Here is a 14,327-nt window from a genome sequence, read left to right on the forward strand (position 1 = left end):
ATCGTCTTTTTAGTAGCATATTACCCTATGGGGGTTTTTTCTCAAAACCTGAAAGTCGTAAACCTGCGTACTGAATATAAAATCAATCCCCTTGGTATTACCAATTCAAATCCTTCGCTAAGTTGGGAATTACAATCTCCTTCAAGAAATGTTTTGCAATCTGCCTACCGCATTTTGGTTTCTGACAATGAAAATAAACTGCAAAAAAATGAGGGGAACATTTGGGACTCTGGTAAAGTAAAATCATCCTCCTCCATTCAGCTGCGATACCAGGGGAAACTCTTGTTAGCTGCAAAAACTTATTATTGGAAAGTAATGGTTTGGGACAATAAAGGTCAGGTTTCTCCATGGAGTGCTTTACAGCAATGGCAAATGGGGCTTCTGGGCCTGTCTGACTGGAAAAATGCAAAATGGATTGCCTATGAGAAACTGGCGGACTCCAGTATAGATGTATTGCCTAAAGACAATAAAAAAGATACATATTTTGGCAGCAATGTACTACCGCTTTTAAGAAAAGATTTTGTGGTAAAGAAACCTGTGGCCAAAGCAAGTATGTTCATTAGCGGCCTTGGGCACTTTGATATGAGCCTGAATGGTAAAAAACAGGGAGATCATTTTCTGGATGCTGGTTGGGTAAAATACGACAAGGAAGCATTGTACGTAAGCTTTGATGTTACCAAAGCCCTGCTTAAAGGCAGTAATACCATTGGTGTTATGCTGGGGAATGGTTTTTATTATGTACCTCCCGTAAAAGGCAGGTTCAGGAAATCAAAGCCTGCATTTGGTCTTCCAAAAATGATTTGCAGGTTGCTGGTTGAGTATAAAGACGGTACCACGGAAAATATCGTCAGTGATCAAAGCTGGAAAACTTCTCCGGGTCCAATCACTTTTTCCAGCATTTACGGGGGTGAAGATTATGATGCCCGTCTGATCCAAAAAGGATGGGATATGCCGTCGTTTAAAGATAAGCATTGGAAAAATGTATTGATTGTAGATGGGCCGCCAGCCATCAAAGCACAGCAAGCAGAACCACTTAAAATATTTGAAAATTTCAGCGCAAAGTCGGTTACCGAAATTTCAGGCAATAATTGGGTGTACGATTTGGGTCAGAATGCATCCGGCATCATTAGCCTGAAGGTAAAAGGAAATAAAGGTGACACCATACGCGTATATCCTGGAGAACTGCTCAAAGATGGTAAAGTAACCCAAAAATCTACCGGAGGGCCTTTCTATTTTGAATATGTACTAAATGGAGCAGGGATAGAAACCTGGCAACCACAATTTACTTATTATGGATTTCGGTATCTTGAGCTTAGAGGTGGCAGGCCATCGGGTAAACAAGGTACTGGCAGGCTGCCAGAAATTCTGGAATTAAAAGGCCTGCACACCAGAAATGCAGCGGCTAGGGCAGGGGAGTTTAGCTCTTCAAACCAGTTGTTTAACAAAACTGATCAATTGATAGATTGGGCCATTAAAAGTAATATGGCGAGTACGTTTACGGACTGTCCGCACCGTGAAAAACTAGGCTGGCTGGAACAATCTCATTTAATGATCTCTTCTGTGATGTATAGTTACGATGTAGCCACGCTAGCCAATAAAGTAGTAGGTGATGTGATGACCTCCCAGCTTGACAATGGGTTGATTCCGGAGATTGCACCTGAATACATTCATTTTACCTGGGGCGGCGATATGTTCCGCGATTCGCCTGAATGGGGAAGTACAGGGATTATCCTGCCATGGTACCTGTATCGATGGTATGGGGATACGGGAGTTTTAAAAAATGCGTATCCAACCATGCAGCGTTATATTGCATATTTGCAGAAAAAGGCAGAAAATAACATTTTAAAGCAAGGGTTAGGCGACTGGTATGATATAGGGCCTGAGCGGCCTGGTGTTTCTCAGCAAACGCCAATGGGTGTAACCGGCACCGCCACTTATTATTACAACCTTTGTATTTTAGAGAAAATTGCCAACGTACTAGGTAAAAAAGCCGATGCTGAGCAATGGGCTAAGCTTGCATCCTCGGTAAAGCAATCTTTTAACAATACGTTTTTTAACAGGGAGACTGCACAATATGCTACCGGAAGTCAGACTGCGAATGCTATGGCAATTTACATGCAATTGGTGGAACCTGAATATAAGGACCGTGTGTTTGCAAATCTCATCAAAGACATCCGCGATCGAAAAAATGCTTTAACGGCTGGCGACATTGGTTACCGTTATGTACTGCGGGTGTTAGAAGCGGAACACCGCTCAGATATTATTTTTGACATGAACAGCAGGAGCGATGTGCCCGGCTATGGTTATCAATTGGCACACGGGGCTACAGCTTTAACTGAATCATGGGCGGCTATATCAGAAGTATCTAACAATCATTTCATGCTTGGCCATATTATGGAATGGTTTTATAGTGGAATCGGCGGCATCAGGCAGGAGGATAATTCCGTGGCGTTTAATAAAATTCGGATCTATCCGGAAGCTGTTGGAGATCTCATTACAGCAACCACCAGTTATCATTCCTCATATGGTCTTATTAAGACGTCATGGAGGAAAACAGCAGCAACTTTCGAGCTTGATGTAACCATACCTGCAAATACCACAGCAATGATCTACCTTCCCGCCCTTTCTGGCAAGAGAATCAGCGAGGCGAATAAAGAATTAGATAACGTACCGGAAGTTAAAATGATGGGTTTTGAAAAAGGAAGAGCAATACTTAAAGTAGGTTCCGGAGTGTATAAATTTAAAGTCCAGGATTATTTATAATGAGAAGATTTGCATTTTTTTCCCTCTTGCTTTGCTTGAATTTGTCTGCCTCCGCACAGCAGGAAATTTCTGCCGCTAAAATGCAGGAGATTTATGAAGAAGTAAAAACGCCATACAAATATGGCTTAGTAATGGTGCCTGAAGACGAGCAGCATAAAATGGACTGCCCCACGGTGTTTCGCGAAGGCAAGTTTTGGTACATGACTTACCTGATCTATAGTGGACGCGGTTACGAAACCTGGCTTTCTAAGAGCAAAGATTTGCTGCATTGGGAAAATATGGGCCGTTTGCTTTCTTTTGGTGATGCTGGGAACTGGGACGACAACCAAAAGGCAGGGTACAACGCTTTAACAGATACCAAATGGGGAGGAGCTTACAAGCTAAGCAAATTCAATGGCAAATATTGGATGTCATACTTTGGTGGAAAAGAAAAAGGGTATGAAACGGAGCCTTTGTCTATAGGCATGGCCTACACTGAAAAGAGCCCGGCACAGGTTCAGGAGTGGACCAGAATGCCGGAACCCGTATTGAGTGCGCTGGATAAGGATGTAAGGTGGTGGGAAAACAGGCATAAGCTTTTTAAAAGCACGGTGATTGAGGATAAAAAACGTTTAACGGGGCACCCTTTTGTCATGTATTATAACGCAGTAGGGGATTCGCTGGAAAATAATAAAAAAACCAGGTGGTACGAGCGGATTGGTATGGCCGTATCTGATGACATGGAGCATTGGCAAAGATTTGGCAGGAACCCGGTTGTTCATCATCCGGTTGGAATTACCGGCGATGGTGTGATCCAGAAAATAAAAGGTGCCTGGGTGATGTTTTACTTTGGTGCCTTTTGGCAGGATAGAAAAGGCTCATTTAACAGATTCGCAGTTTCTAATGACCTTGTGAACTGGACCGATTGGAACGGCGATAACCTGATTGAATCTTCTGAAAAATATGATGACCTGTATGCCCATAAATCTTTTGTGTTAAAGCATAAAGGTGTTGTTTATCATTTCTATTGTGCTGTAAATAAAAATGACAAGCGGGGAATTGCAGTGGCAACTTCCAAAGCGCTCGGCAAAAGTTCTGTTAATTTTATCAAATCTACTAAATAACGATCCTTATGAAGCTGAATAGGATAAGCGCGATATGTAAAATTTTAATGCTGATGTTATTCATCGGTCAGACTGCTTTTGCACAATCACGCAAAATAAGTTTTAACGAGGGTTGGAAATTTTATTTGGGCGACGTAGCAAATGCCAAACTGGTTGCATATAATGATTTGAAATGGCGGAAATTAGATCTTCCGCATGATTGGAGCATTGAAGGTGAATTTGATGAGAAAAATCCGGCTAAACCAGAGGGAGGAGGCTTACCCACAGGGATTGGATGGTATAGGAAAACTTTTATACTTCCCGCTACGGCGAAACTGAAAAACACCAGTATAGAATTTGATGGCGTTTATAAAAACAGTGAAGTCTGGATCAATGGAAAATACCTTGGTAAACGTCCTTACGGATATATTTCTTTTAAATATGAGCTCAGTGCTTATTTAAAGCCGGGCAAAAATGTTATTGCTGTTCGGGTAGACAACTCCGCCCAACCTGATTCACGCTGGTATTCTGGCTCGGGGATTTATAGGAACGTATGGCTGCTAACCACGGATAAGATTGCGGTTGACCATTGGGGTACTTTTGTTAGCACGCCAAAAGTATCGGCAGCGGCAGCAACCGTTCAGTTAAATGTACAGATCAAAACCAGTACCCTGAAAACGAAAGTTGATGTAAATTCTGTAATTTACGATCAGCAGGGAAATGAAGTAAGTTCTGCAAAGCGTACTGGGATTGTGCTGGATAAGTCGCAGTATAGCTTTACTCAGTTGTTTGACTTAAAAAATCCTCATTTATGGTCTGTAACAAACCCTCATTTGTATAAAGTAGTCACCAAAATATATAGTGGGAAGGTATTACGGGATACGTACGAGACGCCACTAGGGATCCGTTATTTTAAGTTTGACGCAAAAACCGGCTTTTCTTTGAATGGTCAGGCGATGAAAATATTAGGGGTGTGTATGCACCATGACCTGGGTGCATTGGGTGCTGCCGTTTATACGCGTGCAATTGAAAGACAGCTGCAGATTTTAAAGAAAATGGGCTGTAATGCCATCAGGACATCACATAATCCTCCGGCACCTGAAATGCTGGACCTTTGTGATAAAATGGGCTTTCTGGTAATGGACGAGGCTTTTGACATGTGGAAGAAGAAGAAAACCTCCAAGGATTATCATTTGAATTTTCCGGAATGGCACCGTGCTGATTTGGAGGCCATGATTAAGAGAGACCGGAACCATCCTTCTATTATCATGTGGAGCATTGGCAACGAGATCCGCGAACAGTTTGACAGTACTGGAATAGCCATTACCAAGGAGCTGGTCGGTATTGTAAAAAATTTAGATACCACCCGTATGGTTGTATCTGCCTTAACGGAAACAGTTGCAGAAAAAAACTTTATTTATCAGGCTAAAGCGCTGGATTTATATGGGTTAAACTATAACCATAAATTATACAAAGATTTTCCGAAGAATTATCCCGGGGAGATTTTTCTCGCTACAGAAACCACCTCGGCTCTAGAGACCCGTGGTTTTTATGACATGCCAACAGAAATGCCATCAGACAGCATCCGCAGGTGGCCAAAAGACGGGAAGACTAAATTTATAGAGGGTAATATGGAGTGGGCTGTCTCTTCTTATGATAATGTTTCTGCCTATTGGGGATCAACGCATGAAGAAACCTGGAAAGAAGTTAAAAAATACGATCATGTTTCAGGATTGTTTGTTTGGACAGGTTTTGATTACCTGGGTGAGCCACTTCCTTATCCATGGCCTGCAAGAAGTTCGTATTTCGGAATCGTTGACCTTGCCGGTTTTCCAAAGGATGCTTACTACCTGTATCAGAGTGAATGGACCAATACACCAGTATTGCATTTGTTCCCACACTGGAATTGGGCTGCGGGCAAAACAATAGATGTTTGGGCCTATTACAACCAGGCTGATGAGGTAGAGTTATTTCTCAATGGTAAGTCATTGGGCGTCAAATCTAAAAAAGGCGAGGATTTGCACGTGTCCTGGCCGGTGAAATATGAAGCAGGTACATTAAAAGCTGTATCCCGTAAAAAAGGTAAGGTTATACTGACCAGAGAAATTAATACAGCAGATAAAGCCACCAAAATTGAGTTGCAGGCAGACCGTAAACAGATTAGTGCGGACGGTAAAGACCTTTCTTTTGTAACCGTAAAGATTCTGGATGCCAATGGCAATCTCGTTCCCGCTGCAGAAGATCTTGTGCAATTCAAAGTAGAAGGACCAGGTTTTATCGCCGGAGTAGACAATGGCTTCCAGGGTAGCGTAGAATCTTTTAAAGACAACAAAAGGAAAGCTTACCGTGGGCTTTGCCTGGCCATTATACAATCAAATGGAAAGCCGGGAACGATCACCTTAACTGCTACAGCAAAAGGATTAACCTCACAAAGTATCCAAATTCAGACCATTAAATAATGAAACCATCCATCAATAAAATAAGCTTGAGTCTTTTATTCGGTCTGATCAGTGCGGCAGGCTTTGCCCAGTTGGTAGATAAAACACCAACGGCAATTCCGCATGTGCCAACAGTGTATAACAGGGAGCCATGGGAAGATCCATTGGTGAGTGGCATTAATCGTGAGCCCTCAAGGGCAACGGGTTATTCTTTTCTGAATTTAGCTGATGCCATTGCTGGCGACCGGAGCAAAACCTCCCGCATGATTTCTTTGAACGGGGAATGGGATTTTTCTTTTGCGATTAAACCAGCAGATGCACCGAAGGATTTTTATAAAAGCAGGGTTAGTGGCTGGAAAAAGATTTCTGTGCCCTCCAACTGGGAAATGAAAGGTTACGATAAACCCATTTACAAAGGTGCTGTTTATCCCTTCCGTCCGGTAAATCCTCCTTTTGTGCCTCAGGATTACAACGGAATGGGCAGTTATCAGCGAACTTTTACGTTGCCTGATGACTGGAAAGACATGAATGTAACCCTGCATTTTGGTGGCGTAAGTTCAGCTTATAAAGTATGGTTAAATGGTCAGTTCTTGGGATACGCGGAAGACAGCTTCCTTTCTTCGGAATATAACATTAGCCCTTATTTAAAAACTGGCGAAAATATTGTTTCTGTGCAGGTGATCCGCTGGAGTGATGGTAGTTTTCTGGAAGACCAGGACCATTGGCGTTTGAGTGGCATCCACAGAGAAGTGATGTTACTGGCTGAACCTAAAATACGGATTGCAGATTTTCACTGGCAGGCTAAACTGGATAAGGACTACAAGGATGCGGTACTGAGTATCCGTCCACGGATAGAAAACCTAACTGGAAAGGCTATAAAAGGCTATAAGGTAAAAGCTGAGCTGTTTGATAAAAATGGCAAAAAGGTAACCGCGCAGCCTATGGAGCGTGATGCGGAAAGCATCATCAACGAGATTTACCCAAGGTTAGACAATGTGAAATTTGGCTTGCTGGAAAGTAAAATCAGCAATCCGGAAAAATGGAGCGATGAGGTTCCAAACCTGTATACACTAGCGATTTCATTGGAAGATAGTGTCGGTCATGTACTGGAGGTAAAAAGCTGTAAGGTAGGTTTTAGAAGTATTGAGTTTTCCAAAACTAATGGCAAATTGCTGATCAATGGAAAAGAAACTTATTTATATGGTGTGAACCGTCCGGATCACCATCCTGTAAAGGGAAAGGCTTTAGGACGCGAAGATATATTTGAAGATGTAAGGACCATTAAACGTTTTAATTTCAATTGCATTCGTGCCAGTCATTATCCAATGGATCCTTACTTATATGATTTATGTGATGAATTTGGAATTTTGGTGATTGATGAAGCCAACCTGGAAACCCATGGTCTTGGTGGTAAATTGAGCAACGATCCGCAATGGACAGGCGCTTATCTGGAAAGGAGCAGCCGCATGGTGATGCGGGATAAAAACCATCCAAGTATCATCATCTGGAGCCTGGGTAACGAATCTGGCCGGGGGCCTAACCATGCAGCGATGGCGGGCTGGATCCACGATTTTGACATTACCCGCCCGGTTCATTACGAGCCGGCAATGGGTAACCCGAGATTAGAAGGTTATATGGATCCTTCAGATCCAAGATATCTGAAATCCAACGACCATTCGCATCGTTTACAAAATCCTCAGGATGCTACCTATATTGATATGGTGAGCAGGATGTACCCTGGGATTTATACGCCGGCACTATTAGCTGGACAGGACAATGGCGATCAGCGTCCGATATTTTTTGTAGAATATGCTCACGCCATGGGTAACTCTGTAGGCAACATGAAGGAATTTTGGGATGTTTTCCGTACTACGCCACGCGTGATTGGAGGCTGTATCTGGGAGTTTAAAGATCAGGGAATTTTGCAAAAGGACAGTGCGGGTGTAGAATATTACGCTTACGGTGGTGATTTTGGCGAAAGATATTTTGATAACTTTACCATTAAAGGCGCAGTAAATTCTGACGGTACCCCTAAATCTGCTATGTACGAATGCAAACGTGTTTATCAGGGCGCAGAAACGGTGTGGGCAGATGCTAAAAAAGGCATTTTAAAAATCACCAACCGCCATTCGGTTAAAAACCTGAATGTATACCTTGTAAACCTTATTGTTCGTAAAGATGGGGTAGTTATAGCCCAAAAAAACCTGCCTCGCATCAACTTACAGGCTGGAAAAGATAGCTTGATTAATATTTCAGCTTACTTGCCTAAAATGGAAGCAGGTGCAGAGTATTTGGTTGATATTCATTTTAGCCTGGACAAAGATGAGCTTTGGGCGCCTAAGGGTTTTGAATTGGCTTCTAACCAGTTGCCCTTAACAGGTTTGGCAGTAAGCAAATCTGTAACGAAAATTTCCCCTCCAAAATATGCGCCAAATGCTAATCAGGAGCTATTTTCAGGTGGGGATTTTGAAATTGCCATCAGCAAAGTAAATGGTGCTTTAACTTCTTACAAATGGAAAGGCCAGGAGCAGGTTTTTGCACCGCTGTTGCCTCATTTTACCCGTCCTTTGACAGATAATGACAAACGTGGCTGGAAATCCAATAAGAAATTGAAACAATGGTATCAAAATGATTTGAAGTACCTGGGCTCAAACTTGGGTAAATTTGATGGTGCTGCGGGATCAGGAATGGTGGTAACGAGCACTTACAGTCTGATCAATGATAGCGCAACTGTAAAGATAAGTTACTGCGTAGCCAATACAGGCACTGTGAAAGTTGAATTTAAACTGGATGTTAAACCAGGTTTGCCTAACCTGCCAAAGGTGGGGATGCAAATGGGTACTGTTCGTGGTTACGACAATATTACCTGGTACGGAAAAGGACCTATGGAAAATTATATAGACAAACGGTATGGTTTTGATGCTGCGGTTTATACCCAGGGTATCAAAGACTTTATGGAGAACTATGCTGTTCCGCAGGAGAATGGAAACCGTACAGATGTGCGCTGGATGTATCTTGCAGACAAGCAAAAAAACGAAGGCTTACTGGTAGCAGCTGATAGTCTGTTGAGTATGAGCGCTTGGCCTTATACAGATGAAAACATCCAAAATGCAAAACACACCAATAAGTTAAAAGATGCGGGATATTTAACCCTAAATATAGATTTGATTCAAATGGGCGTAGGTGGAAATGACAGTTGGAGCGATGTAGCTGCACCTTTGGCACAATACCAAATTCCTTCAAAATCTTACCAATATAGTTTTTACCTTGTTCCGGTAAAAGCCGCAAAAGAAGCAGTACCTGCATTAGTAAAAAAGATAAAATTTTAGCAAGATATAGTCATGACTGACAAAATAATTTTAAAGGGAATAACCTGGAACCACAGTCGTGGTTTGGTACCTATGGTTGCTACAGCGCAACGTTTTTCAGAACTCCATCCTTCTGTAGAAATTACCTGGGAAAAGAGAAGTTTGCAGCAATTCGCTGATTTTTCTATACAGCAGCTTGCAGAGCGTTTTGATTTGCTGGTAATAGACCATCCATGGGCGGGTTTTGCAGCGAAAACACAATCCATTTTTCCTTTAGATACTTTCCTTTCTGCAGATTACCTCAAAGATCAGGAATTGAATACCGTAGGACAGTCTTTTGAAAGTTACAGTTACGACGGACACCAATGGGCATTGCCTATTGATGCCGCCACACCGGTGGCAGCCAGCCGACCAGATCTTTTAAAAGCGAAAGGACTGGAACTGCCAAAATCTTTTGAGGATCTTTTGGCTTTGGCAGACCAGGGTTTAGTTGCCTTTGCAGGGATTCCAATTGATGTGCTCATGAATTTTTATACGCTTTGCTGTTCATTGGGTGAAGATCCTTGTCAGCAGGAAGACCTGGTGATTTCTGAAGTCATTGGAATCCAGGCCCTGCAAATGTACCGTGAACTGGCTACAAAGATCCATCCGGATAACTTTAAGAGAAATCCAATTCAGGTATATGAGGCGATGACTTTAACGGATGACCTGGCTTATTGTCCATTTGCTTATGGGTATTCAAATTATTCGAGAAGAGGATATTCGCGCAAGTCGCTTCATTTTCACGACATGATTTCAGTGGACGGGAAAACAAACCTGCGCAGTACCCTTGGTGGAACTGGATTGGCAGTGTCTTCTGGCTCTGCACACAAAGAGATGGCGGTAAAGTATGCGGCCTATGTGTGTTCTCCGGAATGCCAGCAGACTGTTTTCTATGAAAACGGTGGTCAGCCAGGACATTTAAGCGCATGGACGGACGAAGAAGTAAACAGACAGAGTCAGCAATATTTTTTAAATACTTTGCCCGCTTTACAGCGTGCTTTCCTGCGTCCGCGTTACCATGGAAGTATGTTTTTTCAGGATCATGCAGGCGATGTAGTTAGGGATTACCTGATGCAGGGCGGAAATGAAAAGGAAGTTTTAGCAGCTTTGAATAAATTATATGTGGAATCAAGAAAGTTGCAAGTATCATGACAAGACCATTAGAGGGACTTTTAGTACTGGAATTTTGCCAGTTCCTTGCAGGACCTTCGGCAGGGTTAAAACTGGCCGACCTGGGAGCAAGGGTAATTAAAATTGAGCGTCCTGTAAAAGGAGATGCCTGCAGACAGCTGGCCATTAAAAATCTTTTTGAAGGCGATGATAGTTTGCTCTTTCACACCATTAACCGCAATAAGGAATCTTATGCTGCCGATCTTAAGAATCCTGAAGATTTGAAACGGGTGAAACAATTGATTGCCAAAGCGGATGTAATGACCCATAACTTCAGGCCAGGGGTGATGGAGAAGATTGGTTTGGATTATGTGAATGTGCAAGCCCTCAACCCTAATATTATTTATGGTGTGGTAACGGGTTACGGTAATGAAGGTCCCTGGGCCAATAAGCCGGGACAAGATTTATTGGTGCAATCTATGTCTGGCCTTACCTACCTTTCTGGCAGTGATCAGGATGGACCTGTTCCTTTTGGACTTTCAGTATCTGATATCATGTGCGGAAATCATTTGGTTCAGGGTATTTTAGCCGCACTGATTAAACGTGCCAAAACGGGTAAAAGCGTGTTGGTGGAAGTGAGTTTGTTAGAGTCAACTTTAGATTTACAGTTTGAAGTATTGACCACTTATCTTAATGATGGCGGTCAGCTGCCTAAACGCAGTAGCGTGAGCGGTAGTGCGCATGCCTATTTAAGTGCTCCGTATGCCATTTATCAAACAGCAGATGCTTATCTGGCTTTAGCAATGGGCAACTTGCCAAAGATCAGTAACATCATTGGTTGCGACATTTCTTCTGTATATATTAATGCAGACTCTTCATTTGATCAGCGAGACGAATTGCTGAACTTATTAGGAGAGACCTTTAAAACGCAAAGCAATGCCTTTTGGTTGAGTTTAATGGAGCCTGAAGATATTTGGTGCGCCGCAGTTTTAAATTACAAGGAAGCAACTGAACTGTCTGCATTTAAGGATCTTGAAATTAGACAGACTTTAAATCTTGGTAACGGACAAACATTGGATACCACAAGACTGCCTATCCAGATTAATGGAAATAAGCTTTGCAGTGACAAAGCCGCGCCAGCAATTGGTGCAAATAATGGAATAATCAATAGCGAATTTGAGTTAGTATAAATATGAAACCACTTGAAGATTATTTGGTCATTGATTTTAGTCAGTTTCTATCCGGCCCTTCTGCAAGTTTAAAGCTGGCAGATATGGGGGCCAGGGTGATAAAAATTGAGAAACCTGAAACGGGTGACATTTGCAGGACCCTTTACATTTCAAATTTGGTGATGAATGGAGAGTCTTCCGTATTTCATGCCATCAATAGAAATAAAGAAAGCTTTGCAGGAGATTTAAAGATTAAAGAAGATTACCACACTATTCTGGAACTTGTGCGTAAGGCAGATGTGATGATTCATAATTTTCGTCCCGGAGTCATCAACCGCCTTGGTTTAGATTATGAAACGGTAAAAAAACTCAATCCTTCTATTATATATGGTGAGATTTCAGGCTACGGTAACGAGGGAGACTGGAAATCTAAGCCGGGTCAGGATTTGTTGCTGCAGTCGGTTACCGGTTTAACCACATTAACCGGAAATGGCGACAGAGGGCCATTGGCTATGGGACTTTCTATAGTTGATATGTTGGCCGGTGCACATCTTGCACAGGGAATTTTGGCTTGTTTATACAAAAAGGCCATTTCTGGTGTGGGTGCCAGTGTACAGGTGAGTATGATGGAATCGGCTTATGATTTTCAGTTTGAAACCATTACTACTTTTATGAATGATGGCGGTGAACTTCCAAAGCGATCCTTAAAAAATAATGCCAATGCCTACCTTGGGGCTCCTTACGGGATTTACAAAACAAGCGATGGGTATATGGCCCTGGCCATGGGGTCCATTCCGGTATTGGCAACTTTGTTAAATTGTCCGGAATTAATCCCTTTTGAATCTCCTGCGCAAGCTTTTAATGAAAGAGATCAAATTAAGGCGATTCTGGCTGCGCATCTTTCCGGTGATACGACAAAAAAATGGCTTTCTGTTCTTGAACCTGCAGACATCTGGTGTGCGGATGTATTAAATTGGGATACTTTGGTTGCACATGAAGGCTTTAAAGTGCTGAATATGGTTCAGGAAGTAGAAATGAAAGATGGTTATAAATATAAAACCACAAGGTGCCCAATACGGATTGATGGTGAACTGCTGACTTCGTCAGTTGGGTCGCCTAAATTAGGGCAGGACAATGAAAAGATCCTAAAGGAGTTTATGATAGCAAATGGAGAAGATTAATCATCAGCATATTTTAAGGATTGCAGTACGCAAATTTGCCCCATTTGAATCTACTATGGACAAATTGTGGGCGAGTTATTGTGCAGTATCGGGATGTGAACTGAAGGCCGAATTTATTGCGATGGACCTTCATGAACTCCATGAAACTACGCTACTCGATAAAGGACTGGCTGATGGGTCTTGGGATATTGCACATTTAAATACTGACTGGTTACTTGAAGGCTATGAGGATAAAGCGATAGAAGACCTTAAGCCTTACCTGGATGAAAATCCTCCTGAAGGTTTTCCTGGAGCCTGGAGTAGTTCTTTGCTCAGTTTACAGCAATTTGATAAACAAGTGCTTGGTTTGCCTTTTCACGACGGGCCGGAGTGTTTGATCTATAGAAAGGATTTGTTTGAAAACCCTGAAGAGCAGGAGGCTTACTTTAAACTATATGGTGAAAAGCTGGCACCGCCTACAAGTTGGGCGGGTTTTCTTCAACTCTCACATTTCTTTCACCGTCCTGAACAAGATTTGTATGGTTCTGTTTTTGCAGGTTATCCGGACGGCCACAATACTGTTTTTGATTTCTGTTTACAGCTATGGAGCCGTGGCGGCCAGCTGACCAATGAACAGGGTAAAATCAATATTGACAGCCCTGAGGCTGTTGCAGCTGTAGCGTTTTACAGGCAGTTGTTAAATGATGATAAAGCTGTTCATCCTGGCTCTGCTGACTTTGATTCGGTAAAGGCAGGCGCAGCATTTTCAAGAGGAGAAGCGGCATTGATGATCAACTGGTTCGGTTTTGCTTCAGTTTGTGAAGTAGACGCAGCATCAAATGTGAAAGGAAAAGTTGGCATTACCACATTGCCGGTGGCAGAAGGTCATGTACCGGCATCACTAAATGTGTATTGGCTGTACACCATTGGATCTGGTAGTAGAAATAAAGCTATTGCTTACGATTTTATACGGCATGCGGTGAATAAGGAAAGTGATAAACTGTTGACGCTGGAAGGTGGCATTGGTTGTCGGATTTCTACCTGGAAAGATGAAGAAATCAATCAAATTATTCCTTATTACCACCAGCTGGAGCAACTGCATGTAGGTGCAAAATCGCTTCCTCAAAAAAGAAACTGGGCTGCTATTGCAAGCATTGTAGATCAAATGGTACTTAAGGCTATGGGTTCGGCTGTAAGTACTGAAAGTTTGCTGAAAGAGGCACAAGCTCAAATTGATTCAATTGACAATTAAGTT

The 14,327-nt window shown here is 42.4% G+C and carries 8 protein-coding genes; all 8 read left to right on the forward strand.

The genetic code is table 11. The features are described 5' to 3' along the window. The first annotated feature begins 27 nt into the window (after positions 1-27). From LPB86_RS14085 to LPB86_RS14120, 8 genes are read left to right on the forward strand one after another with little or no spacing between them, the layout of a single operon-like run. The gene (locus tag LPB86_RS14085) at positions 28-2,763 is read left to right on the forward strand and encodes a family 78 glycoside hydrolase catalytic domain (protein WP_230645008.1); all 2,736 of its coding nucleotides are present in this window, start codon (positions 28-30) and stop codon (positions 2,761-2,763) included. Further along, the gene (locus LPB86_RS14090; protein ID WP_230645010.1) at positions 2,763-3,866 is read left to right on the forward strand and encodes a glycosylase; all 1,104 of its coding nucleotides are present in this window, start codon (positions 2,763-2,765) and stop codon (positions 3,864-3,866) included. The genes LPB86_RS14085 and LPB86_RS14090 overlap by 1 nt, the downstream gene beginning before the upstream one ends. An 8-nt stretch (positions 3,867-3,874) precedes the next feature. Next, a complete protein-coding gene (gene galB, locus LPB86_RS14095) occupies positions 3,875-6,304 on the forward strand; it encodes a beta-galactosidase GalB (protein ID WP_230645012.1) in 2,430 nt (809 codons plus the stop codon). Continuing rightward, on the forward strand, positions 6,304-9,612 hold the full coding sequence (locus LPB86_RS14100; protein ID WP_230645014.1) for a glycoside hydrolase family 2 TIM barrel-domain containing protein: 3,309 nt from the start codon (positions 6,304-6,306) through the stop codon (positions 9,610-9,612). The genes galB and LPB86_RS14100 overlap by 1 nt, the downstream gene beginning before the upstream one ends. Before the next feature lie 12 nt (positions 9,613-9,624). Further along, positions 9,625-10,785, forward strand: coding sequence for an ABC transporter substrate-binding protein (locus LPB86_RS14105; protein ID WP_230645016.1), 1,161 nt, complete (start codon positions 9,625-9,627; stop codon positions 10,783-10,785). Next, positions 10,782-11,933 (forward strand): CaiB/BaiF CoA-transferase family protein, encoded by a 1,152-nt coding sequence (locus LPB86_RS14110; RefSeq protein WP_230645017.1) that lies wholly within the window; start codon positions 10,782-10,784, stop codon positions 11,931-11,933. The genes LPB86_RS14105 and LPB86_RS14110 overlap by 4 nt, the downstream gene beginning before the upstream one ends. A 2-nt stretch (positions 11,934-11,935) precedes the next feature. Further along, positions 11,936-13,093 carry a CaiB/BaiF CoA-transferase family protein gene (locus LPB86_RS14115; protein ID WP_230645018.1) on the forward strand — a complete coding sequence of 386 codons (1,158 nt, stop codon included), beginning with the start codon at positions 11,936-11,938 and terminating at the stop codon, positions 13,091-13,093. After that, the gene (locus LPB86_RS14120; RefSeq protein WP_230645019.1) at positions 13,080-14,324 is read left to right on the forward strand and encodes an extracellular solute-binding protein; all 1,245 of its coding nucleotides are present in this window, start codon (positions 13,080-13,082) and stop codon (positions 14,322-14,324) included. Before LPB86_RS14115 ends, LPB86_RS14120 begins: the two co-directional genes overlap by 14 nt. Positions 14,325-14,327 lie beyond the last annotated feature (3 nt).

The sequence above is a fragment of the Pedobacter sp. MC2016-14 genome (assembly GCF_020991475.1).
GTDB lineage: Bacteria > Bacteroidota > Bacteroidia > Sphingobacteriales > Sphingobacteriaceae > Pedobacter.

Bases quoted from the DNA above. Each gene is read 5' to 3' on its own strand.
- galB (WP_230645012.1), top strand. From the start codon at position 3,875: ATGAAGCTGAATAGGATAAGCGCGATATGTAAAATTTTAATGCTGATG.
- LPB86_RS14110 (WP_230645017.1), top strand. From the start codon at position 10,782: ATGACAAGACCATTAGAGGGACTTTTAGTACTGGAATTTTGCCAGTTC.
- LPB86_RS14090 (WP_230645010.1), top strand. From the start codon at position 2,763: ATGAGAAGATTTGCATTTTTTTCCCTCTTGCTTTGCTTGAATTTGTCT.
- LPB86_RS14105 (WP_230645016.1), top strand. From the start codon at position 9,625: ATGACTGACAAAATAATTTTAAAGGGAATAACCTGGAACCACAGTCGT.
- LPB86_RS14120 (WP_230645019.1), top strand. From the start codon at position 13,080: ATGGAGAAGATTAATCATCAGCATATTTTAAGGATTGCAGTACGCAAA.
- LPB86_RS14085 (WP_230645008.1), top strand. From the start codon at position 28: ATGGGGGTTTTTTCTCAAAACCTGAAAGTCGTAAACCTGCGTACTGAA.
- LPB86_RS14100 (WP_230645014.1), top strand. From the start codon at position 6,304: ATGAAACCATCCATCAATAAAATAAGCTTGAGTCTTTTATTCGGTCTG.
- LPB86_RS14115 (WP_230645018.1), top strand. From the start codon at position 11,936: ATGAAACCACTTGAAGATTATTTGGTCATTGATTTTAGTCAGTTTCTA.